Annotated in this window: 18 protein-coding genes; 17 read left to right on the top strand and 1 reads right to left on the bottom strand. The window is 65.2% G+C overall.

Annotated features, from left to right (window positions below; genetic code table 11):
- The first annotated feature begins 192 nt into the window (after nt 1-192).
- The 17 genes from sucC to mutL all read left to right on the top strand — a co-directional run bounded on the left by sucC (nt 193) and on the right by mutL (nt 21,548).
- On the top strand, nt 193-1,353 hold the full coding sequence (sucC, locus tag NT151_12005; protein MCX6539638.1) for an ADP-forming succinate--CoA ligase subunit beta: 1,161 nt from the start codon (nt 193-195) through the stop codon (nt 1,351-1,353).
- A gap of 9 nt (nt 1,354-1,362) precedes the next feature.
- Nucleotides 1,363-2,235 (top strand): succinate--CoA ligase subunit alpha, encoded by an 873-nt coding sequence (sucD, locus tag NT151_12000; protein ID MCX6539637.1) that lies wholly within the window; start codon nt 1,363-1,365, stop codon nt 2,233-2,235.
- A gap of 203 nt (nt 2,236-2,438) precedes the next feature.
- A complete protein-coding gene (locus NT151_11995; protein ID MCX6539636.1) occupies nt 2,439-4,274 on the top strand; it encodes a 2-oxoacid:acceptor oxidoreductase subunit alpha in 1,836 nt (611 codons plus the stop codon).
- A gap of 20 nt (nt 4,275-4,294) precedes the next feature.
- Nucleotides 4,295-5,347 (top strand): 2-oxoacid:ferredoxin oxidoreductase subunit beta, encoded by a 1,053-nt coding sequence (locus tag NT151_11990; GenBank protein ID MCX6539635.1) that lies wholly within the window; start codon nt 4,295-4,297, stop codon nt 5,345-5,347.
- Between the two features lie 331 nt (nt 5,348-5,678).
- Nucleotides 5,679-6,092 (top strand): nucleoside-diphosphate kinase, encoded by a 414-nt coding sequence (gene ndk, locus NT151_11985; protein ID MCX6539634.1) that lies wholly within the window; start codon nt 5,679-5,681, stop codon nt 6,090-6,092.
- Between the two features lie 23 nt (nt 6,093-6,115).
- Entirely contained in the window at nt 6,116-6,316 is a 201-nt protein-coding gene (locus tag NT151_11980) for a DUF2905 domain-containing protein (protein MCX6539633.1), read from the top strand.
- 59 nt (nt 6,317-6,375) lie between these two features.
- Nucleotides 6,376-6,945 carry a dCTP deaminase gene (gene dcd, locus NT151_11975; protein ID MCX6539632.1) on the top strand — a complete coding sequence of 190 codons (570 nt, stop codon included), beginning with the start codon at nt 6,376-6,378 and terminating at the stop codon, nt 6,943-6,945.
- 7 nt (nt 6,946-6,952) lie between these two features.
- The gene (hisS, locus tag NT151_11970) at nt 6,953-8,212 is read left to right on the top strand and encodes a histidine--tRNA ligase (protein ID MCX6539631.1); all 1,260 of its coding nucleotides are present in this window, start codon (nt 6,953-6,955) and stop codon (nt 8,210-8,212) included.
- 456 nt (nt 8,213-8,668) lie between these two features.
- On the top strand, nt 8,669-10,435 hold the full coding sequence (gene aspS / locus NT151_11965) for an aspartate--tRNA ligase (GenBank protein MCX6539630.1): 1,767 nt from the start codon (nt 8,669-8,671) through the stop codon (nt 10,433-10,435).
- Nucleotides 10,435-11,415, top strand: a complete 981-nt coding sequence (locus NT151_11960; protein MCX6539629.1) for a PhoH family protein — start codon at nt 10,435-10,437, stop codon at nt 11,413-11,415. Before aspS ends, NT151_11960 begins: the two co-directional genes overlap by 1 nt.
- Before the next feature lie 6 nt (nt 11,416-11,421).
- Nucleotides 11,422-12,003, top strand: coding sequence for an rRNA maturation RNase YbeY (gene ybeY / locus NT151_11955; protein MCX6539628.1), 582 nt, complete (start codon nt 11,422-11,424; stop codon nt 12,001-12,003).
- Nucleotides 12,000-12,893, top strand: coding sequence for a GTPase Era (era, locus tag NT151_11950; protein MCX6539627.1), 894 nt, complete (start codon nt 12,000-12,002; stop codon nt 12,891-12,893). The genes ybeY and era overlap by 4 nt, the downstream gene beginning before the upstream one ends.
- 100 nt (nt 12,894-12,993) lie before the next feature.
- Entirely contained in the window at nt 12,994-13,761 is a 768-nt protein-coding gene (gene recO / locus NT151_11945; GenBank protein MCX6539626.1) for a DNA repair protein RecO, read from the top strand.
- A gap of 26 nt (nt 13,762-13,787) precedes the next feature.
- Nucleotides 13,788-14,681 (top strand): glycine--tRNA ligase subunit alpha, encoded by an 894-nt coding sequence (locus NT151_11940; protein MCX6539625.1) that lies wholly within the window; start codon nt 13,788-13,790, stop codon nt 14,679-14,681.
- 7 nt (nt 14,682-14,688) lie between these two features.
- The gene (gene glyS / locus NT151_11935; protein ID MCX6539624.1) at nt 14,689-16,911 is read left to right on the top strand and encodes a glycine--tRNA ligase subunit beta; all 2,223 of its coding nucleotides are present in this window, start codon (nt 14,689-14,691) and stop codon (nt 16,909-16,911) included.
- A gap of 22 nt (nt 16,912-16,933) precedes the next feature.
- Nucleotides 16,934-19,744, top strand: coding sequence for a pyruvate, phosphate dikinase (gene ppdK / locus NT151_11930; GenBank protein MCX6539623.1), 2,811 nt, complete (start codon nt 16,934-16,936; stop codon nt 19,742-19,744).
- A gap of 7 nt (nt 19,745-19,751) precedes the next feature.
- Nucleotides 19,752-21,548 carry a DNA mismatch repair endonuclease MutL gene (gene mutL, locus NT151_11925; GenBank protein MCX6539622.1) on the top strand — a complete coding sequence of 599 codons (1,797 nt, stop codon included), beginning with the start codon at nt 19,752-19,754 and terminating at the stop codon, nt 21,546-21,548.
- Here mutL and NT151_11920 read toward each other — a convergent pair.
- Nucleotides 21,510-21,797, bottom strand: a complete 288-nt coding sequence (locus NT151_11920; protein ID MCX6539621.1) for a hypothetical protein — start codon at nt 21,795-21,797, stop codon at nt 21,510-21,512. The genes mutL and NT151_11920 overlap by 39 nt on opposite strands.
- Nucleotides 21,798-21,825 lie beyond the last annotated feature (28 nt).

Genomic DNA, 21,825 nt, shown 5'->3' with positions numbered 1-21,825 from the left:
AGGGCGCGTGGCGGGCCTGGCCGCCGTAGCCCTTCGACGAGTTCAGGGCGTAGGCGGCCTTGACCTCAGGCGCCCAGCCCGATAGCATCCGGGGTGAGCTTGGTCCCCAAGCGTCGAGGCGAAGTGGACGGCGGGCCCCTTCGCTCTTGCGGCGTCACCTTTCCCTGAGGGCCCGTCACACCCAAGAATCCCGTGAAAATTCACGAATACCAGGCAAAGGCGGTACTCGCCAGGTACGGTGTGCCCGTGCCGCGCGGCGAGGTGGCGTACAATGCCGACGAGGCCGTCGCCATCAGTCAGCGGCTCGGCCTGCCCGTCGTCGTCAAGGCGCAGATCCACGCTGGTGGGCGCGGCAAAGGCGGAGGCGTCAAGCTCGCCAAGACGATCGCAGACGTCGAGCGGTTTACGGCAACCATGATCGGCATGAAGCTGGTCACGCATCAGACCGGCCCCGAGGGCAAGGTCGTTCAGCGCGTGCTCATCGAGCAGGGGCTGCAGATCGCGCGCGAACTGTATCTCGGGCTCGTGCTCGACCGCGCCGCCGGGCGTCCGGTGGTGATGGCCAGTTCGGCTGGCGGCATGGAGATCGAGAAGGTGGCGGCCGATACACCCGAACTCATCTTCAAGGAGTACATCCATCCGACGGCCGGCTTCGAGGCGTTCCAGGCCAAGAAGCTCGCCTTCGCGCTCGGGCTCGAAGGCCCGGCGGTGGCGCAGGCCGGCAAATTGATCCCGGCGCTCTACGAGGCGTTCAAGGCAACCGACGCGTCGCTGATCGAGATCAACCCGCTCATCGTCACGGCCGAGGGCGGCCTGCTCGCGCTCGACGCCAAGATGACCTTCGACGACAACGCGCTCTATCGCCATCCCGAACTGCGCGAACTGCGCGACCTGAGCGAGGAGGACCCGCTCGAGAGCGAAGCCTCGAAGTTCTCGCTGAACTACATCCGGCTCGACGGCACCATCGGCTGCATGGTCAATGGCGCCGGCCTCGCGATGGCTACCATGGACATCATCAAGCTGGCGGGCGGTGAGCCGGCCAACTTCCTCGACGTGGGCGGCGGCGCCACGGCCGAGCAGATCCGGAATGCGTTCAAGATCCTGATGTCAGACGCCAATGTGAAAGCCGTCTTCATCAACATCTTCGGCGGCATCCTGCGCTGCGATGTGCTCTCGGAGGGCGTGATTGCGGCGGTCAAGGAACTGTCGGTCAAGGTGCCCATCGTCATCCGCATGGAAGGCACCAACGTCGAGACCGGCAAGAAGATGCTTCGCGAGAGCGGGCTCAATTTCACGACTGCCGACGCCATGGACGAAGGCGCCAGCAAGGTCGTTGCGCTCGCGCGCGGGTGAGGAGGAAACATGGCAGTCCTGATTGACAAATCGACGCGCCTGCTTGTGCAGGGCCTGACCGGACGCGAGGGGACCTTCCACGCGAAGCAGGCGGCGCAGTACGGAACCACGGTGGTCGGCGGCGTCACGCCCGGCAAGGGGGGCACGACGCACGAAGGCTGGCCGATCTTCAACACGGTGGCCGACGCCGTCGCCAAAACCGGCGCCAACGTCAGCGTCATCTTTGTGCCGCCGCCCTACTCGGCGGATGCAATTCTCGAGTGTGCCGACGCCGGCCTCGCGCTGGTGGTGTGCATCACCGAGGGCATCCCGACGCTCGACATGATGCGCGTGATGGCGGTGCTCAAGGAGACGAACACGCGGCTCATCGGGCCGAATTGCCCAGGGCTGATTTCGCCGGGCAAGGCCAAGGCGGGTATCATCCCCGGCCAGATCTGCCAGGAAGGCCGCATTGGCATCGTCTCGCGCAGTGGGACGTTGACCTATGAGGCCATCCACCAGTTGACGCGCCTCAAGCTCGGGCAGACCACCTGCATCGGGATTGGCGGCGACCCGCTGATTGGCACCAACTTCATTGATGCGCTCACGCTGTTCCAGGCTGACAAGGAGACCGAAGGCATCGTGATGATTGGCGAGATCGGCGGCACGGCTGAAGAGGAAGCGGCCGCGTTCGTCAAGAAGCACGTGACCAAGCCGGTTGTGAGTTTCATCTGCGGTCAGACGGCGCCCCCGGGACGCCGCATGGGCCACGCCGGCGCCATCATCGCGGGCGGCAAGGGTACGGCGGCCGAGAAGATGGTCGCGCTCACCGCTGCGGGCGTGCGCGTCGTGAAGAGTCCGGCCGACATCGGCCAGGCGATGGTGGCGTCGCTCAAGAAGTAAAATCGTGTAGGGGCGCGATCAATCGCGCCCCTACAGCATTCCTTGCTTCCTTTTCCCAGCTCTCCGTCCGCCCAGCCACTCAACTCCGCGTGATATAATCACTAATTTAGTGGGTGTTTCCATAAGTTAACCGTAGGTGGCCGCTGGCGGCCGAGCCTCCGCCAGGGCGTAGCGCCTGCCTGCCATCAATCGGGATCGATCGCATGTCTTCCGAACCCGCCGTTCAGGATCTATCGGCAAGCCCCAACGCCGCCGCCGAGGTCGTCAACGACTTCAGCATCCAGGTGGCCACCGTCAACGGATCAGGCAGTCAGACCGCCAATCTGGTGCTCATCCGGTCGCTCTTCCAGATGGGCATCCCGGTCTCTGGCAAGAACCTGTTCCCGTCGAACATCGCGGGATTGCCCACCTGGTACACGATCCGCGCCAACAAGCACGGCTACGTCGGTCGCAAGAAGGAGATCGACCTGCTCGTGGCGATGAACGCGGAGACCGCGAAGGAAGACGTGCTGGCGCTCGATGCGGGCGCGGCGGTCGTCTACGACGAGCCGCTGAAGTTGCAGGACCTCCGCAGCGACCTGGTCTTCTATCCTGTGCCGTTCGATAAGCTGGTCGCTCCCGTGTGCCCGGACGCGAAGCTGCGGCGCCTCGTCCGCAACATGATTTACGACGGCATACTCTCGAGATTGCTCGGCATCGAGATGGCCGAGATGGAGAGAGCGCTCGGGAAACAACTCGGGAAGAAGGCCAAGGCTGTGGCCCTCAACCAGGTCGCCCTCAAAGTAGGGTACGACTTCGCCGACACGAACCTGCCGAAGCGCGATCCGTTCCGCGTCGAGCGGATGAACGCCACACAGGGGAAGATCCTCGTCGAGGCAAACGCCGCTGTGGCGATCGGCGCGATGATGGCGGGCGTGACAGTCGTCACCTGGTACCCGATCACGCCGTCTTCGACGGTGTGCGAGACGCTCATCGACTACATGAAGCTGTACCGCGTCGACAAGGAGTCCGGGAAGGCGACCTTCGCCATCGTGCAGGCCGAAGACGAGTTGGCGTCGATTGGCATGGCGCTTGGCGCGGGCTGGGCCGGCGCGCGATCGATGACGGCGACATCCGGGCCGGGCATCTCGCTGATGTCCGAGTTCACGGGCCTCGGCTACTACACCGAGGTGCCGGCCGTCATCATCGACGTGCAGCGCGTGGGCCCATCCACCGGGCTGCCGACCCGCACGGCGCAGGGCGACATCCTGTCGACGGCGGTGCTGTCGCACGGGGACACCAAGCACATCCTGCTCATCCCCAACTCGGCCGAAGAGTGCTACGAGCTGACGATGACGGCGTTTGATCTGGCGGAGCGGTTCCAGACGCCGGTCTTCGTGATGACCGATCTCGATCTCGGGATGAACACCTGGATGGCCGACGCCTTCAAGTACCCCGACAAGCCCCTCGACCGCGGCAAGCGGCTGGATGCCGAGACGTTGAAGCGACTGGGAGGGTGGGGCCGATACGAGGATGTGGACGGCGATGGCATCCCGTACCGCTCCGTGCCCGGCGATGGCATGCCAGCCTACTTCAATCGTGGATCGGGCCATAACGCCCGCGGGCAGTACAGCGAGCGCGCCGACGACTACAAGAACAACGTGGATCGGCTCGCCCGTAAGTTCGAGACGGCGCGACAGTGGGTGCCGAAAGAGCTGGTGGATCTGGATCCCGAGGCAGAGGTCGCCTTTATCGCCTACGGCTCCAGCCACTGGGCGGTCGAGGAAGCGCGCGACCAACTTCGGCAGGAGGCGGGCGTAAAGACCTCGTACATGCGCCTCAGGGCGTATCCCTTCACCACGGAGGTCGAGCAGTTCATCGACCGCCACAAGCGCGTGTACGTCGTCGAGCAGAATCGCGACGCACAGATGCTCAGCCTGTTGAAGCTCGATCTCGCGCCGGGACAGGTGGGCAAGTTGCGGAGCGTGCTCTATTACACGGGCCTGCCGATCGATGCACGGTCCGTGTCCGATGAGGTCCTCGCCCAAGAACGGGAATAGCGGAAACCAGGGACTCGATCATGGCCACAGAGACACCAGCTGCACCGGCTCCGGGCAAGAAAGTCAACCGCATCAATCTCGACCTCCAGACGTATCGCGGAAGCAAGACCACGCTTTGCGCCGGCTGCGGCCACAACGCCATTACCGAGCGCATCATCGAGGCCTACTTCGAGATGGGCGTCGACCCGCAGCGGGTCATCAAGCTCTCCGGGATTGGCTGCTCGAGCAAGAGCCCGGCGTACTTCCTCGGCACCTCGCACGGGTTCAACGCGGTGCACGGGCGCATGCCGGCGGTGGCGACCGGCGCGGTGCTCGCCAACAAGCATCTGTGTCCGATCGGAGTCAGCGGCGACGGCGACACGAGCGCCATCGGGACGGGCCAGTTCGTCCACCTGATGCGCCGCAATGTCCCGATCATCTACATCGTCGAGAACAACGGCTGCTACGGCCTGACGAAAGGGCAGTTGTCGCCCACGGCCGATATCGGGTCCAGGCTCAAGAACGGTGTCGTCAACGACCTGCCGCCAATCGACCTGTGCGCGCTGGCGATTCAGCTGGGTGCGACGTTTGTGGCGCGATCGTTCTCCGGCGACAAGAAACAACTGGCCTCGCTCCTGAAGGCCGCGATTGCTCACCGCGGCGCCGTGCTGCTCGATGTCATCTCTCCGTGCGTGACGTTCAACGATCACGAAGGGTCGACCAAGAGCTACGCGTACGTGAAGGATCACGACGACCCGCTTGGCGAGATGACGTTCGTGCCGTTCTTCGACGACATCGTCGTGGACTACGAACCCGGCACCACGCAGGAAGTCAAGATGCACGACGGGTCCAGGGTGTACCTCAAGAAGATCGAGGAGGGCTACAACCCGCGCGACAAAGTGGCGGCGCTGAGCTTGCTCCACGAAACCGCCAGGAAGGGCGAATTCGCCACAGGCCTCCTGTACATCGAGCCCGACCGCGAGAGTTTCACGGACTTGCTGAATCTGGTCGACACACCGCTATCCATGCTGCCGGAAGAAATAGTGCGACCGTCGAGGGAGGCCCTCGATCAGATCATGGAGCGGCTGCGGTAGTTGGGCAGGCGCCAGTAGGGACTAGGGACTTGGGATTCGGGATTAGCGAGTCCGCAGGCGCGGGCCCTCGTGTCGGTGGGAGGGCGGCTTCCGAAGCGGCCCCTCGAACCAAGCCGACGGCGAAGTCCTGAGCGAAGTCGAAGGGCGTCAGTCTGCAAAACGCGTTGCAGGCCAAAGGGATCAGCCGGCGTTTTCGACCGCGGAGCGGCAGCCGGCGTCGAGCGGCCCGCCTCCGGCCGGAAACGGGTTTTGCCGGCTTGCGTGAGCGGGGACGCGGAGGAACCGTCGTCCCGCCGGCGCGCCCCGCCACAGTTGGTATAATCGAACGAATATGGAACGAACATTTGCCATCATCAAGCCCGATGCCGTCGAGCGGCGACTCGCCGGCCAGATCATCCAGCGCATCGAAGAGGCGGGGTTCCGCATTCGTGGATTGCGCCAGGTCAGCCTCACCAAGACCCAGGCGGAAGGATTCTATGCCGTCCACCGCGAACGTCCGTTCTTCCCGAGTCTGACCGACTTCATGTCGTCCGGGCCGGCCATCGTGATGCTGCTCGAGGCCGAGGGCGCCATCAGGAAATGGCGCGACCTGATGGGCGTGACCGACCCGTCGAAGGCGGCGCCAGGCACGCTGCGCGCGGAGTTCGGCACCAGCATCCAGTACAACGCGACACACGGGTCGGATGCCCCCGAGACGGCCGCGTTCGAGTCGAGCTACTTCTTCGCGGGCGTCGAGACGGTTTGACGCTCGCCGGCGAGGGCCACGCGATGGCGGTGGGACGGCTGCTGGTGTTTTTCGGTCTGCTGGTGGCGGCGGCCGGGCTGCTCATCTGGCTTGGTGTCCCCATCGGGAGGCTCCCGGGGGACATCCTGGTGCGCCGCGGCGGTTTCTCGTTCTACATCCCCGTCACGACGTCGATCATCGCGAGCGTCGTCCTGACGGTGTTGTGGGCGCTGTTCCGGCGATAAACCTGGAGGGTTGGGGTGATCGATCCGGAGTACAGTTGCCGGGAAGAGGTGAGCGCGGGATGAGCATCAAATCGGATCGGTGGATCACGCGGATGGCCAACGAGCACCGGATGATCGATCCGTTCGTCCAGGGCCAGGTGCGCGAGGGCGTGATCTCATATGGCGTGTCGTCGTACGGGTACGACGTCCGCGTGGCCGACCAGTTCAAGGTGTTCACCAATATCAACTCGACGGTGATCGATCCGAAGCAGTTCGATCCCCGGTCGTTCGTCGATGTCAAGGCCGACGTCTGCATCATTCCGCCGAATTCGTTCGCCCTGGCGCGCACGGTGGAGTACTTCAGGATCCCCCGCAACGTGCTCACGGTGTGCGTCGGCAAGTCCACCTACGCGCGGTGCGGCATCATCGTGAATGTCACGCCGTTTGAACCCGAATGGGAGGGGACGGCCACGCTCGAGATCTCGAACACGACGCCGCTGCCCGCCAAGATCTACGCCAACGAAGGCATCGCCCAGGTGCTGTTCTTCGAAAGCGATGAGGCGTGCCAGATCTCCTACGGCGACAAGAAGGGCAAGTACCAGGCGCAGCGCGAAGTGACGCTGCCGCGCATTGACCCCAACGCCCGCTGAAGCCGTCATGATTCCAGCCATTCGCGGAACCCACGACATTCTGCCCGGAGAGGTGGAGCGCTGGCAGCACGTCGAGACCGTCGCGCGCCAGATTTTCGAGCGCTACGGCTATGCCGAAGTGCGCACCCCCATCATCGAACGCGAGGAGTTGTTCGCGAAAGGGACGGGCGAGACCACCGATATCGTGCAGAAGGAGATGTACGCCTTCACCGACAAGGGTGGTGAGCGCATCACGCTGAGGCCGGAGGCGACGCCCAGCCTGGTGCGTGCCTTCGTCGAGCACAGCCTGGAACAGGCGATGGCGGTGCCGAAGATCTACCTGATGGGGCCGATGTTCCGGTATGAACGGCCCCAGAAGGGACGATACCGTCAGTTTCACCAGCTCGATGTGGAGGTGTTTGGCGTCAGCGACCCGGCCGTCGACGCCGAGGTGCTCGACCTGGCCTGGACGCTGGTGACCGAACTGGGGATCGCCAACATCGAACTCGTCATCAATTCGGTGGGCTGCCCGGCGTGCCGGCCGGCCTTTGGCGAGGCGCTGGTCAAGGCGCTCGGCGACGACGTCGCGATGCTCTGTGCCGACTGCCAGCGGCGCGCGACGACCAATCCACTGCGCATTTTCGACTGCAAGGTGCCACACGATCAGCCGATCATCGACCGGCTGCCGCACTCGACCGACTATCTCTGCGAGTCGTGCCGTCAGCACTTCGATGCTGTGGTTCGCCACCTTGGCGTCTACGGCATTCCGTACCGCATCTCACATCGGCTCGTGCGGGGTCTCGACTACTACACCCGTACGACGTTCGAGATTCTGGGCGGCAATATCGGCGCGCAGAACGCGATCCTGGGCGGCGGCCGCTACGACGGCCTCGTGAAACAGCTCGGCGGGCCGGACCGTGTGGGGATTGGTTTTGCGGCCGGCATCGAACGCCTCGTGCTCGCGATGCCCGAAGGCGCTGGTGCCGCCAACCGGTCGCCGGTGTTCGTGGCCGCGATGGGCGAGGCGGCGCGTGACGCAGCCATTGGCCTGCTTCGGGACCTGAGGCGTGCCGGCTTCGAAGCGCACATGGAATACGAAGGCCGCAGCATCAAATCGCAGATGAAGCGCGCGGATCGGCTCAAGGCGGTCCTCACGCTCATCATCGGAGACGATGAACTCGCGGCGGGCGTGGTGACGGCCAAGGATATGAAGACGAGCGAGCAGATCCGGGTGCCGCGTGACGGCGTGATGGCGCACGTCGCCGGGCGTCTCAAGGCACGCGCCTGAAGCTGCGGCCTGGGGCCAGGCTGGAGCCTGGCGATCCCAGGGGGAGCAGATCGAGCCCGGGAACGTCCGGGGCCAGACGAGAGCCTGGCGATCCCAGGGGGAGCAGATCGAACCCGGGAACGTCCAGGGCCAGACGAGAGCTTGGCGATCCCAGGGGGAGCAGATCGAATCCGGGAACGTCCGGGGCCAGACGAGAGCCTGGCGATCCCAGGGGGAGCAGATCGAACCCGGGAACGTCCAGGGCCAGACGAGAGCTTGGCGAGCCCAGGGGGAGCAGATCGAACCCGGGAACGTCCGGGGCCAGACGAGAGCCTGGCGATCCCAGGGGGAGCAGATCGAACCCGGGAACGTCCGGGGCCAGACGAGAATCTGGCGAGCCCACAGGGCGCGGTTCGAACCTGGGATCGCCGGGCTCCAGCCCGGCAGGCGGCGAAGTTGAAGAGGAGCGGTTCTGACGTGGTCGACAAACTCGGGAACTGGGCTCGGACACATACGTGCGGGGAGCTTCGTGCGGCCGATATCGGTCAGGAGGTGCTCCTGCTGGGATGGGTGCACCGCGCGCGCGACCTCGGGGCACTGGTGTTCATCGACGTCAGGGATCGCCACGGTCTGACGCAGGTCGTGGTCGACTCGACCGACGTGCTCGAGAAGGCGAAGCACCTGCGCGCTGAGTTCGTCATCGGTGTGAAGGGCCGGGTCCGCTCGCGCGCCGCCGACGCGCTGAACGCGAAGATGCCGACCGGCGAGATCGAGGTGCACGCGGCCGAAATCAAGGTGCTGAGCGAGGCCGCTGTTCCGCCGTTTGTGATCGCCGACGACGTGGCCGCCTCCGAGGAATTGCGGCTGCGGTACCGCTACCTCGACTTGCGGCGCCCGAAGCTCCAGGCCAACCTCGGCCTGCGGCACAAGGTGACCATGGCGGTGCGGAAGTACTTCGACAGCCAGGGATTCTGGGAGATTGAGACGCCCGTTCTGACCAAGTCGACCCCCGAGGGGGCACGCGACTATCTGGTTCCCAGCCGGATTCATCCCGGTGAGTTCTACGCGTTGCCGCAATCGCCGCAGATCTTCAAGCAGATCCTGATGATCGCGGGCACGGATCGCTACTTCCAGATCGTGAAGTGCTTCCGCGACGAGGACCTGCGCGCCGATCGGCAGCCCGAGTTCACCCAGATTGACGTGGAGATGTCGTTTGCGACGCGCGACCTGGTGTTCAGCGTCATTGAGCCGCTTATCGCCGAGGTGCTCAAAGTGATCGGGCGAGACATCACGACGCCGTTTCCGCGGATGCCGTACGCGGAGGCCATCGCCAGGTACGGATCGGACAAGCCAGACCTGCGGGTGGGGATGGCGATTGCCGATCTCGCACCCGCGTTTGCCGACACCAGCTTCAGCGTCTTCCGGGACGCGATGGCTGGCGGAGGCGTGGTCCGGGGATTCGTGGTGCCGGGCGGGGCCGCGTATTCGCGCAAGCAACTCGACGCGCTCGGTGAGCAGGCGAAGGCCCTCGGCGCGGGCGGGCTCGTGTGGGCGAGGCGAAGCGGCGACACGGTGCAGAGTTCGGCACTCAAGGCGGCCGGCGAATCCGCGATCCGCGCCGCGCTCGATCTCGCCGGCGCAGGTGCCGCCGACCTGTTGCTGATGGGCTGCGGCCAGGCCGACGCGACCTCGAAGATGCTCGGGCACCTGCGGCTGAACGTCGCCCGCGATCAGGGCTGGCTCAAGATCGACGACTTCGCGTTCACGTGGGTCGTCGACTTCCCGCTCTTCGAGTGGGATGACGAAGAGAAGCGGTGGGCCGCGATGCACCATCCGTTCACCTCGCCGATCGAAGCGCACATGGATCAGATGGAGCAGGATCCCGGCCACGTGCTCGCCCAGGCGTACGACCTTGTGATCAATGGGAGCGAGATTGGCGGCGGCAGCATCCGCATCCACGACAGCGCGCTCCAGCAGCGGATGTTCAGAACGCTCGGCATCAGCGACGAGGACGCGAAGCTCCGGTTCGGATTCTTTCTCGAGGCCCTGGAGTACGGCACGCCGCCGCACGGCGGGATTGCGCTCGGCGTCGATCGCATCATCGCGATTCTTGCGGGAGAGCCGTCCATCCGCGATGTGATGGCGTTCCCGAAGACCGCGCAGGCGGTAGACCTGATGTCGGGGGCGCCATCAACGGTCGACGCCCGCCAGCTGCGTGAACTGCGGTTGCGATCGGACGCGTGATGCCTGACGAAACCCGCACCATCGCGCTGCCCGACGAGGGATTGGACGCGATCTTCGGCCGCTTAGACGAGAACCTGAGGTTCATCGAATCATCGGCCCGCGTTCGCCTCAGCACGCAGGGACACAACCTGCTGGCCGAAGGAGATGCCGCAGGCGTGGCACGCGTCGAGCGCCTGCTCACCCAGTTGGTCGCGCTGCAGCAGGAGGGGTATCGCATCTCGAATGGCGATGTCAGGACCGCGTGGGAGTTGCAGACGCAGGATCCGGCCGTCGAGCTGCGCGACTACTTCCTGAAGGCGTCGACTCGGACCACCGGGCGGCGACAGGTGGCCGCCAAGAGCATCAACCAGCGGAAGTACCTCGAGGCGATCGATCGCTACGACATCGTGTTCGGCGTCGGTCCCGCCGGCACCGGCAAGACCTACCTGGCCATGGCGCAGGCCGTCTCGTTCCTGTTGGCCAAGAAAGTGAGCCGGATCATCCTGGCCCGGCCCGCTGTCGAAGCCGGTGAGCGGCTGGGGTTTCTTCCTGGCGATCTGCAGGAGAAGGTGAATCCCTACCTCCGCCCGCTCTACGACGCGCTCTACGACATGCTGGACGGCGAGCGCGTCGAGCGGCTGATTGACCGGGGCACCATCGAGATTGCGCCGCTGGCGTTTATGCGCGGCCGCACGCTCAATGACGCCTTTGTCATCCTGGACGAGGCGCAGAACACGACGACCGAGCAGATGAAGATGTTCCTCACGCGCCTGGGATTCGGATCGAAGGCCGTGATTACCGGAGACATCACGCAGATCGATCTGCCGGCCGGCAAGACGTCCGGCCTGATCGAGGCGATCAGGGTCGTCGGCCAGGTCGAGGGCCTCGCGTTCGTCTATTTCGACGAACGCGACGTGGTGCGTCACAAGCTCGTGCAGTTGATCGTGAAGGCGTACGAGGCGTACTCGACCGCCAATGGCGGCGGCAAGCGCACGGACTGACGACGAATGGCCCGACCAGCACAGGCGCGCCGCGGGGCACTTAAGGTCGAGGTGACGTGCCATACTCGTCGCCCCATCCGGGCCGTTGGCCTGGCGTCGTGGTTGTCGCGCGTGGCTCCGGCGAGCGTCCGAGGCGAGGTCTCGGTGGCCCTCGTGAGCGATGCGAGGGTAAAGGCACTCAATCGCGCCTACCGCGGACTCGACTACGCGACCGATGTGCTGTCGTTTCCCGCCGCTGACGTCGGCCCGAACCCGGGCGTCTCGGCTGACCTGCGGCGAGCCATGCCGACGCCCCTGGCGCCCGGTTCCTACGAAGGCGGGCAGTGCTGGGCGCCCTTTCTGGGGGACATCGTCATTGCCGTTGGTGTCGCTGCGCGGCAGGCGGCTGCGTTCGGTCACGCATTTGGCACCGAGCTTCGGGTGTTGGCGCTGCACGGGTTGCTTCATCTGATCGGGTACGACCACGAACAGGACCAGGGAGAGATGGCGATGCTCGAAGCACGGTTGCGTGGGCGGGGCGGGCTTCGGACCGGCCTCATCGAGCGCGCCCGGGCCACTGGATCGGCGCGAAAGGGGCGCCGCTCATGAGCAAGGCCGGATTGGTGGCGCTCGTGGGCCGTCCCAACGCCGGAAAGTCCACGTTGCTCAATGCCCTGGTCGGCACCAAGATCGCGATCGTGTCCGACAAGCCGCAAACCACGCGCACCCGCATCGTGGGGGTGCGCAATCTGCCAGAGGGGCAGGTGGTCTTCGTCGACACGCCCGGCATCCACCGGCCACTCCATCGGATGAACGTCCGCATGGTCGACGTGGCGGTACAGAGCATGAACCACGCCGACCTGGTGTGCGCAGTCGCGGACGCCAGCCAACCCATTGGCGGCGGAGACGAGTACCTGGCTGGCCTCCTTGGCAAGGTGACCGTGCCGCTGGTGCTCGCCCTCAACAAGATGGATCTGGTCGAGAAGACGGCGCTCCTGCCGCAGATGCAGCGGTGGGGACGGCTGTCGCGCTTTGCGGACATCGTGCCCGTTTCGGCGCTCACCGGCGACAACGTCGACCGGCTTGGCCAGGTATTCCTCCAGCATCTGCCCGAGGGGGATCCGCTCTATCCTGCCGACTTCGTCACCGACCAACCCGAGCGGGTCTACGTGGCGGAAATCGTCCGGGAGAAACTGCTGCAGCACACGCGCGACGAACTGCCGTTCACGAGCGCGGTCCTGGTCGACCACTTCGAAGAGGCGGACGACCGTGGCATCATCCGCCTCTACTGCACGATTGTCGTCGACCGCGAATCCCAGAAGCCGATTATCATCGGCCGTGCCGGCAGCATGATCAAGCAGATTGGGACCGAAGCGCGCGTCGAACTCGAGTCGTTCTTCGCCACGAAGGTCTTCCTCGATCTCCGCGTCAAAACGCGGGCCGGCTGGCGGGAGGATTCCCGCGTCCTGGACCAGTTGGGCGTCATCGACGACGACTGAAGGCCCCGCCGACACTGGTGCCGCTTGTCTGTCAAGGCGGCGATCAAAGCAGGATAGAATACGAGGAGCGCATTCCGCGTCCACGCAGTAGCCTCCGGCGATGCCGCTCTATACGACCGAAGCGATCATCCTTCGCACCTACAAGCTCGGCGAGGTCGATCGCATCGTCGTCTTTCTGACGCGGGATCGCGGCAAGCGCAGGGGAGTCGCCCAGGGTGCCAGGCGCATGCGCTCCCGCTTCGGCGGGGCGCTCGAGCCGCTGACCCGCGTCGGCGTGACGTACTTCGAGAAAGAGAGCCGAGATCTCGTCTCCCTGAACTACGCGGAGCCGATCAGTTCGCCGCTCATGTGGAGCGGAAGCGACGCGCTGGGCTACGCCGGGTACTTTGCCGAGTTGATCGACGAGTGGGCGCCCGAGGCCGATCCCAACGAAACGTTGTATCGCCTCGGCAGTGCGGTGGTCGATGCGCTGGTGGCGGGCGCTTCGGTCGAGCCGCTGGCGCGGTATTTCGAGTACTGGTTGCTGCGGCTGCAGGGTGTCTACCCGTCGGTGCTGGCCTGTGGGACGTGCGGCGACACGCTTGGACGAGACGAGGCCACGGCGGCCGTGCTGATGCCGGGTGACCACCAGTACCTGTGCGCAGGATGCGCCCGGGGATCGGCGGGAAGCGCCGTGGCGCTGTCGGGCGAATCGGTCGCGTTTCTCCGGGCCTCGGGCACGATGTCGCCCGGGCGGATTGGCGCGGCCACGGTGTCAGAGCGGGCGCTCAGGGAACTCGAGGCGGTGCATCGGGCCTTGATCGCGACGCACCTGGAGAAAGAGATCAAGTCCGTGCGCGTGCTGCGCGAAATCCGCGGGCGCGGGTAGGTGCTCATATTGGCGACAACAATCCTGTGACCTTCCAAGACCTCATCTCCACACTCTCCCAGTTCTGGGCGTCGCAAGGCTGCCTGATCCAGCAACCGCTCGACCTCGAGGTCGGCGCGGGGACCTCGCATCCGGAAACGACGCTGCGCGTGCTCGGGCCGAAACACTGGAACGTGGCGTACGTGCAGCCGTCGCGGCGCCCCGATGACGGGCGCTTCGGCGAGAATCCGAACCGGCTGTTCAAGCACCACCAGTTCCAGGTGATCATGAAGCCGGCTCCTGACGAGATTCAGCATCTCTACCTGCAGAGCCTCGAGGCCTGCGGCATCGAGCCGCGCCACCACGACATCAGGTTCGAGGAAGACAACTGGGAGTCGCCGACGCTTGGGGCGTGGGGCATTGGCTGGCAGGTGATGCTCGACGGCCTCGAGATCACCCAGTTCACGTACTTCCAGCAGGTCGGGGGCATCGATCTCGCTCCGGTGTCGGTCGAGATCACGTACGGCCTCGAGCGCATCGCGATGTTCCTCCAGCGCGTCGACAACGTCTACGACCTGCAGTGGGCGCCAGGCGTGAGCTACGGCGAGGTGCGCCTGCGCGACGAGATCGAACAGTCGAAATACGCGTTCGGTCAGGTGGACATGCCGCAGGACGCGTTCGTCGCGCTGCACCGGGACTTGTTCGATAAGTACTACGGGCTCTCGGAAGTCCTGCTGCGATCAGGGCTGGTGCTGCCGGCGCTGGAACATTGCCTGAAGTGTTCGCACCTGTTCAATGTGCTGGACGCGAGCGGCGGGATCGGCGTCACCGAGCGCACGGCCTATATCCTTCGCGTGCGGCAGTTGGCGGTGGCGATCGCCAGGGCGTACGCCGACGGTGAAACCAGGAAGCCTGAGGTCGCCGCATCCGGCGCCGTGTGAGAGGTGTATGGATCGTGAGCTGTTGATCGAACTGGGTTGCGAGGAGATTCCGGCGAGCTGGCTGCCTCCGTTGACCGAACAACTGGGCGAACGCACATCCGCCCGCCTGACCGAGTTGCGGCTTCTTCCCGAAGCGCCGGTCGAGACCTACAGCACACCGCGCCGGCTGACGGTGCGCGTGGGCCGGATTGCCGAGCGTCAGACCGACCTCGAAGAGGTGTTGATGGGGCCGCCGGTGACCGCGTCGTTCGGGAAGGATGGCCAGCCGACGCCGGCCGCGGCAGGCTTCGCGCGGAAACAGGGTGTCGAGGTGACCGGCCTCGAACGGGTGGAGACGCCCAAAGGCGTCTACCTGGCGTTCAGAAGGCACGTGCGAGGAAAAGCCGCGATCGACGTGTTGCCCGACGTGCTCACCGGCGTGCTGCGCGACCTGACGTTCCCAAAGCAGATGCACTGGGATGCCATGCTGGACGATGGGCGCGGTGAGCTGCTGTTTGGCCGTCCGATCCGCTGGATCCTGTATCTCTACGGCGGTCGGGTGGTGCCGTTTGCGATTGGCCGTCTCGACGCCGCGCAGTGCGGGCTCGTGCAGGAAATCCGCTCCGGCGCAGTGACCTACGGCCACAGATTCCTGGCGACCAGCGGCAGGGCCGGACGCGCCATCAAGGTTCGCTCGTTTGACGAGTACAAGAGCAAGCTCGCTGAGAACTTCGTGATCCTCGAGCGGGAAGAGCGGCACGCGAAGATTGGCCGCGAACTCGATGCCCACGCCAGGCGGCTCGGCGGCCACGTGAGCCAGGCCGCCGCGACCGGGTCCCGGTTGCTGCACGAGGTGCCGGACCTGGTCGAGTACCCCTCGGTGGTGGCGGGCAGCTTCGCGGCGGAGTTCCTGCAGCTGCCGGAGGAGGTGCTGACCACCACGATGATTCATCATCAGCATTTCTTCCCGGTGGTCAATGATCACGGTCGCCTGCTGCCGGCGTTTCTGGCGGTCGTCAACACGGAACCAGACGACGACCGGACCATCGCGAGGAATCTCGAACGCGTGCTGGTCGCGCGGTTGCGCGACGCCAGGTTCTTCTGGGATGCGGATCGCCGGATGCCGCTCGAATCGCGCTTGCCCAGGCTCGACACGATTCTCTTCCACAAGCGGCTGGGCAGCTATCGCGCCAAGGCGGAACGGCTGGAGAAGCTGGCGGGATGGATCGCTGGCGAGGTGTTCTCGGTGCCATCGGCTGTCGCGACGGCGCGTCAGGCCGGTCGACTGGCCAAAGTCGATCTCGCCACCGATATGGTCCGTGAGTTGACCGAGCTGCAGGGCACGATGGGTGGGGTCTATGCGCGCGAGGAAGGGCTGAGCGAGGACGTCTGGCGCGCCATCTACTATCACTACCTGCCGGTTGGCGTCGAAGCGGACGCGCCGCCAGCCCGGGCGGACCTGCGGTCGGCCGCCGTCACGTGGGCGGCCGTCTCGGTGGCGGACAAGCTCGACACGGTCGTGGGTCTGATTGCTGCGGGTGAGCGTCCGACCGGGACGCGCGATCCGTACGGCCTGCGCCGCCAATCACAGGGACTGCTGCGGACGATCATCGACCTGCCGGAACTGACGGGCCTCGAACTGCCGATTCCCATGGATCGGCTCATCGCTGAGACGCGCGCCGGCGTGGGAACAATCGACCAGCGAAACGACGATCCACAGGCCTGGCACAAGGCCGTCACGACGTTCCTGCTGGACCGGCTGCGGTACATCTTCGAGCAGCGCGGCTTCGCGTACGACGAGCTCAATGCCGTCCTGGGCGGGCGGACGAGCGTTCCCGATCCGCTCGACATGCGCCGGCGCCTCGAGGCGCTTCGCGCGACGCGCGATTCGGAGGATTTCGGGGCGCTCGCCGTGGCGTTCAAGCGCGTCAAGAACCTCTCGCGCGAGTTGAAGCGCGAGCCGGTCGATTGTCTGGATCGGTTGACGGAGCCGGCCGAATCGGCGCTCGTGACCGACTACGCGCAGCGCTCAGTGCAGATTCGCGAGGCGCTCAAGGCCAGGCAATACGGACAGGCATTCCGCGTGGCCGCCGGGTTCAGGGCCGCCATAGATCGGTTCTTCACCGATATCTTCGTGATGGTGGAGGACGCCGAGTTGCGCGACCAGCGATTGAGCCTGCTGTGCAAGCTGCACGAGTTGCTGCTGGAACTGGCCGACATTTCCGAGATTGTCCCCAAGTCTGTGTCATAACCTGGATGGAGTCACTGCGATCATGGCCAAGAAGACGACGAAGAAGACAGCGAAACTAAGGACAACCCGGAAACCGGTGGTCAGGAAACCCGTAAAGACGGTCGCCCCGAAAAAGGTCGCGCCTGCGAAGAAATACGTGTACGCGTTTGCGGCCGGGAAAGCAGAAGGGGACCGCACCATGAAGGACATCCTCGGCGGCAAAGGCGCTGGCCTCGCCGAGATGACGAATGCCGGACTGCCGGTGCCACCCGGATTCACGATTTCCACTGCGGCGTGCAACCTGTGGTACGACGAGGGCCGACGGCTTCCGCAGGCTATCGATGACGAGATGATGGCTCACGTGCGAAAGCTCGAGCGGGTGGCCGGATCCACCTTCGGCTCCACCACCAATCCACTGCTCGTGTCGGTGCGTTCCGGGGCGAAGTTCTCGATGCCTGGCATGATGGACACGATCCTCAATCTCGGCCTGAACGACGCCGCTGTCGAAGGCCTCAAGGCGCGGACGTCCAATGGCCGGTTCGCGTTTGACAGCTATCGCCGGTTCATCCAGATGTACGGCAACGTCGTGCTCGAGATTCCGAAGGAGAAGTTCGAGCACGAGTTCGAAGCCGTCAAGCACGCCAACGGGGCGAAGTTCGACACCGATCTCGGAGAAGATCAGCTCCGCGAGGTCGTCTCCCGCTACAGGGCCGTCGTCAAGCGCGAGACGCACAAGGACTTTCCGCAGGATCCGCTCGTGCAGTTGCGGGGCGCGCGCAACGCCGTGTTCCGCTCGTGGAACAACGCGCGGGCGATTTCTTACCGCCGCATCTACGAGATTCCCGACCACATCGGCACAGCCGTCAACGTGCAGAAGATGGTGTTTGGGAATTCCGGCGAGCGTTCGGCGACCGGCGTCGGCTTTACCCGCAACCCGGCGACCGGGGCGAAGGAGTTCTTCGGCGAGTTCCTCATCAATGCCCAGGGCGAGGACGTCGTCTCGGGAGTCCGCACTCCGCGACCGATCACCGAACTGGCCGACGTGATGCCGAAGGCCTACAAGCAGTTGCGCGACTTCACGACGCGGCTGGAGCGGCACTACAAGGATATTCAGGACTTCGAGTTCACGATCGAGGACGAGAAGCTGTTCATGTTGCAGACGCGCAGCGGCAAGCGCACGGGCTATGCGGCAGTCTGCATCGCCACCGACTTCGTCAAGGAGAAGCTGCTGAAGCCGGCCGAGGCTCTGCTGCTGGTTGAGCCGTCGTCGCTGTCGCAGTTGCTCTCGCCCGTGTTCGACCCCGCCGAGTGGAAGAAGCTCCCGGTGGCAGCCAAGGGGCTCCCGGCGTCGCCGGGTGCAGCCTCGGGGCAGGTCGTGTTCAGCGCCGACCAGGCGGTGGCCTGGACGGCGCAGGGCAAGAAGGTTCTCCTCGTGCGGAAGGAGACCGTGCCGGACGACATCCATGGCATGGAAGTGGCGCAGGGCGTGCTCACCGCCACGGGTGGGATGACTTCGCATGCCGCCGTTGTGGGCCGGCAGATGGGACGGCCGTCGGTGGTTGGCGCCGGGGCGCTCGAGATTGACGAGAGAGCCAAGGTGTTTTCGGTGGGCGGCGCGACGATCAACGAAGGCGACTACGTGTCGTTTGACGGCTTGTCGGGCGAAGTGAAGCTCGGCAGGGTCGCCACCAAACCGAGCGAGATCCTGCAGGTGCTGGCCGGCGAGATGAAGCCGGGAGACTCCGACATCTACCAGCGCTTCAGCACGCTGCTGGGATGGGCGGATAAGGTCCGCACATTGGGGATCCGCGCCAACGCCGACCAGCCCGATCAGTCGGAGTTGGCGTACGCCTTCGGTGCCCGTGGGATCGGCTTGTGCCGCACCGAGCACATGTTCTTCGGCGAGGGCCGTATCGAGAAGGTGCAGCGGATGATCCTCGCCGACAACGAGAAGGACCGCCGGACGGCGCTCTCGGAACTGCTGCCGCTACAGCGTGCCGACTTCTACGGCGTCTTCAAGGCGATGCACGGCGAGCCGGTGACGATTCGCACGATCGACCCGCCGCTGCACGAGTTCCTGCCGAAGCGCGAAGATCTCATGGTGGAGATCGCGAAACTCGAGGTGACGGGCGGGAATCCGGCCGAGTTGACGGCCAAGCGGACGCTGCTGCATCGGGTCGAGCAGTTGCACGAATTCAATCCGATGCTGGGCCACCGTGGCGTGCGCCTCGGGATCACGTATCCGGAAATCACCGAGATGCAGGCGCGGGCCATCTTCGAGGCGGCGTGCCAGTTGGCCAAGGAGGGCTTCAAGGTCACACCCGAGGTCATGATTCCCCTCGTCGGTCTCGTCAAGGAACTTCGCGATCAGAAAGTCATCGTCGACCGCGTGGCCGCGGAGGTGATGAAGGAGCAGGGCGTCAAGATCACCTACCTCGTGGGCACGATGATCGAGGTGCCGCGAGGAGCGGTGACCGCCGACGAGATCGCCACCGAGGCGCAGTTTTTCTCGTTCGGCACCAATGACCTGACGCAGATGACCTTCGGGTTCTCGCGTGACGATATCGGGAAGTTCCTGGGCAGCTACCTGGAACGCAAGATCATGGATCGCGACCCGTTCCAGTCGATTGACACGGTCGGCGTCGGGCAGCTTGTGGCGATGGCCGTGGAGAAGGGACGCAAGGCGCGGCCGGGCATCAAGCTCGGTGTCTGCGGCGAGCACGGCGGCGATCCTTCGTCTATCCACTTCTTCCACAAGGTGGGTCTCAACTACGTCAGCGCGTCACCGTATCGCGTGCCGGTGGCCCGGCTTGCGGCCGCACACGCAGCGCTCGCGGTCAAGGTCGGCGACTAGGTCGTCGATGGCCAAGATCCACCAGCTCCGGCCGGAACTCGCCAACCAGATCGCCGCCGGCGAAGTCGTGGAACGCCCCGCGTCTGTCGTCAAGGAGCTGGTCGAGAACGCCATCGACGCCGGCGCATCCCGTATCACCGTCGCCATTGAGATGGGGGGAAAGAAGCTCATCCGTGTCGAAGACGACGGGGAGGGAATGGAGCCCGACGACGCCCGGTTGTCGCTCGAGCGGCACGCGACGAGCAAGATCGCCCGCGCCGAGGATCTCGAAGCCATTCACACGATGGGGTTCCGCGGCGAAGCGCTGCCGAGCATCAGTTCGGTGTCCCATCTGGTGCTCAGGACGCGAACGCGTGACGCGGAGGCCGGGACCGAGCTTCGCGTCAATGGCGGCGCGCTTGCCTCGGTGACCGAAGTCGGCATGGCGCCCGGCACGATCGTCGAGGTGAGCGATCTGTTCTACAACCTGCCGGCCCGTCGGAAGTTTCTCAAGTCGGACGTGGCCGAATCAACGCAGGTGTCGCGGATGGTCACCCAGTTGGCGCTGGCCAACCCCACCGTCGGGTTCACGCTGACAAGCGGTCCGCGCGTGCTGCTGAGGTGCCCACCCGCCGGCCGTATGGAGGATCGATTCTACCAGCTCTACGGCGAGCGCCCCGATCTGGTGCTGGTGCAGAAGGAGGCTGGCGGCCTGAGCATCCGTGGCTACATTGCGGCGCTGGCGGAGCAGGGGCCGACGCGCGGCGCCCAGCAGTTCTTCGTCAATCAGCGGATCGTCAAGGACCGCACCATCGCGCACGCCGTGATTGACGCGTATGCCTCGGCAACCGCGAAAGAGCGGAGCCCAGAGGCGCACCTGTTTATCGAAATGCCCGCCGAGTCCGTGGATGTCAACGTGCATCCGACCAAAGCCGAGGTGCGCTTCCACCAGCAGTCGATGGTGCACGAAATCGTGCGTCGAGCTGTCCAGGAATCGCTGGGTTCAGGCCCGACGCCGGAGTTGAGGCTCTCGTCGGAGACCGGCGTGGTGCAGGCCGTCAACCTGTCACTGCCGAGCCTGATGACGGACCTGCAACGCACCACGGCCGGGGGGACCGGAACGTCGATGGTGCCCGGGCAGCCGTCGGGCGAGATGCTCACCGGCACGTTGCCGGCGGTGGGCGGTCAGACGTTTCAGTCGGCGGGCGTTGGGCCAGACCAGCCGGCTGCTCCCGGGGCGGTGACCATCAAGCCGCTCGTTCCGCTCGGCCAGTTCCGCCACACGTTCATCATCGCCGTTGATGACGACGGGGTCGCCGTCATTGACCAACACGTCGCGCACGAGCGCGTGCTCTACGAACGCATCATGGCGAGGCTGACGGACGGACCACTCGAGAGCCAGCGCCTGCTGACGCCGATTCTCATGGACCTGCCGCCTGATACGCGGTCCGCGCTCCTGTCTCACGCCGTCGAGCTGCACCAGTGCGGGTTCGAAGTCGAGGAGTTCGGTCCGACCAGCGTGCGCGTGACGGCGATGCCGGCCATCCTCGGGCGCGAGCAGGGTACCGCATCGCTCCAGGCGCTCGCGCAGGATCTCGAAGGTCTGGGAGGGTCGGTGCCGGTCAACGAGCATCTGCGCCAGATCGCGGCGACGATGGCGTGCCATGCGGCTGTGAAGGCGAACGATCCGCTCACCCAGGACAAGATGCTGCACATCCTCGAGGAGTTGCGGCTGACCGCCTATTCGACCGTGTGCCCGCACGGCCGGCCCGTGATGCTCAGGCTCTCACGCCGCGAGATCGAGAAGAACTTTCAGCGCATTTGAAAAAGCAGATCTCGTCATTCCGGCGAACGCCGGCATCCATTGGCGTGACTTATCACGCCCGACCTTGTCGGTGGCCGCTTCACGGCTCATGGGCGACCGTCCGATGTCGATTCTCTCCTTGATGCGCCCGCGCCAGGGGTCTCGACCGAGCATCGGCCCGCCAGCCGCTGAGTTCAACCCCTCCCAATCCTGTTCGTTGAAGACCGTGAGATGAACAGGAAGGTGCTGGTCCGCCGTATGGCGGGTCATGGGCCGCAGTCGGCCCGGTGATATCATC

Source organism: Acidobacteriota bacterium, assembly GCA_026393675.1.
Taxonomy (GTDB): Bacteria; Acidobacteriota; Vicinamibacteria; order Vicinamibacterales; family JAKQTR01; genus JBAXOX01.
This window is presented reverse-complemented; position numbering and strand designations above follow the sequence as displayed.

What these genes read in the sequence shown, in the direction of transcription:
- sucD (MCX6539637.1), top strand. Translation starts at nt 1,363, where the DNA reads ATGGCAGTCCTGATTGACAAATCGACGCGCCTGCTTGTGCAGGGCCTG.
- NT151_11995 (MCX6539636.1), top strand. Translation starts at nt 2,439, where the DNA reads ATGTCTTCCGAACCCGCCGTTCAGGATCTATCGGCAAGCCCCAACGCC.
- NT151_11990 (MCX6539635.1), top strand. Translation starts at nt 4,295, where the DNA reads ATGGCCACAGAGACACCAGCTGCACCGGCTCCGGGCAAGAAAGTCAAC.
- ndk (MCX6539634.1), top strand. Translation starts at nt 5,679, where the DNA reads ATGGAACGAACATTTGCCATCATCAAGCCCGATGCCGTCGAGCGGCGA.
- NT151_11980 (MCX6539633.1), top strand. Translation starts at nt 6,116, where the DNA reads ATGGCGGTGGGACGGCTGCTGGTGTTTTTCGGTCTGCTGGTGGCGGCG.
- dcd (MCX6539632.1), top strand. Translation starts at nt 6,376, where the DNA reads ATGAGCATCAAATCGGATCGGTGGATCACGCGGATGGCCAACGAGCAC.
- hisS (MCX6539631.1), top strand. Translation starts at nt 6,953, where the DNA reads ATGATTCCAGCCATTCGCGGAACCCACGACATTCTGCCCGGAGAGGTG.
- NT151_11960 (MCX6539629.1), top strand. Translation starts at nt 10,435, where the DNA reads ATGCCTGACGAAACCCGCACCATCGCGCTGCCCGACGAGGGATTGGAC.
- ybeY (MCX6539628.1), top strand. Translation starts at nt 11,422, where the DNA reads ATGGCCCGACCAGCACAGGCGCGCCGCGGGGCACTTAAGGTCGAGGTG.
- era (MCX6539627.1), top strand. Translation starts at nt 12,000, where the DNA reads ATGAGCAAGGCCGGATTGGTGGCGCTCGTGGGCCGTCCCAACGCCGGA.
- recO (MCX6539626.1), top strand. Translation starts at nt 12,994, where the DNA reads ATGCCGCTCTATACGACCGAAGCGATCATCCTTCGCACCTACAAGCTC.
- glyS (MCX6539624.1), top strand. Translation starts at nt 14,689, where the DNA reads ATGGATCGTGAGCTGTTGATCGAACTGGGTTGCGAGGAGATTCCGGCG.
- ppdK (MCX6539623.1), top strand. Translation starts at nt 16,934, where the DNA reads ATGGCCAAGAAGACGACGAAGAAGACAGCGAAACTAAGGACAACCCGG.
- mutL (MCX6539622.1), top strand. Translation starts at nt 19,752, where the DNA reads ATGGCCAAGATCCACCAGCTCCGGCCGGAACTCGCCAACCAGATCGCC.
- NT151_11920 (MCX6539621.1), bottom strand. Translation starts at nt 21,797, where the DNA reads ATGACCCGCCATACGGCGGACCAGCACCTTCCTGTTCATCTCACGGTC.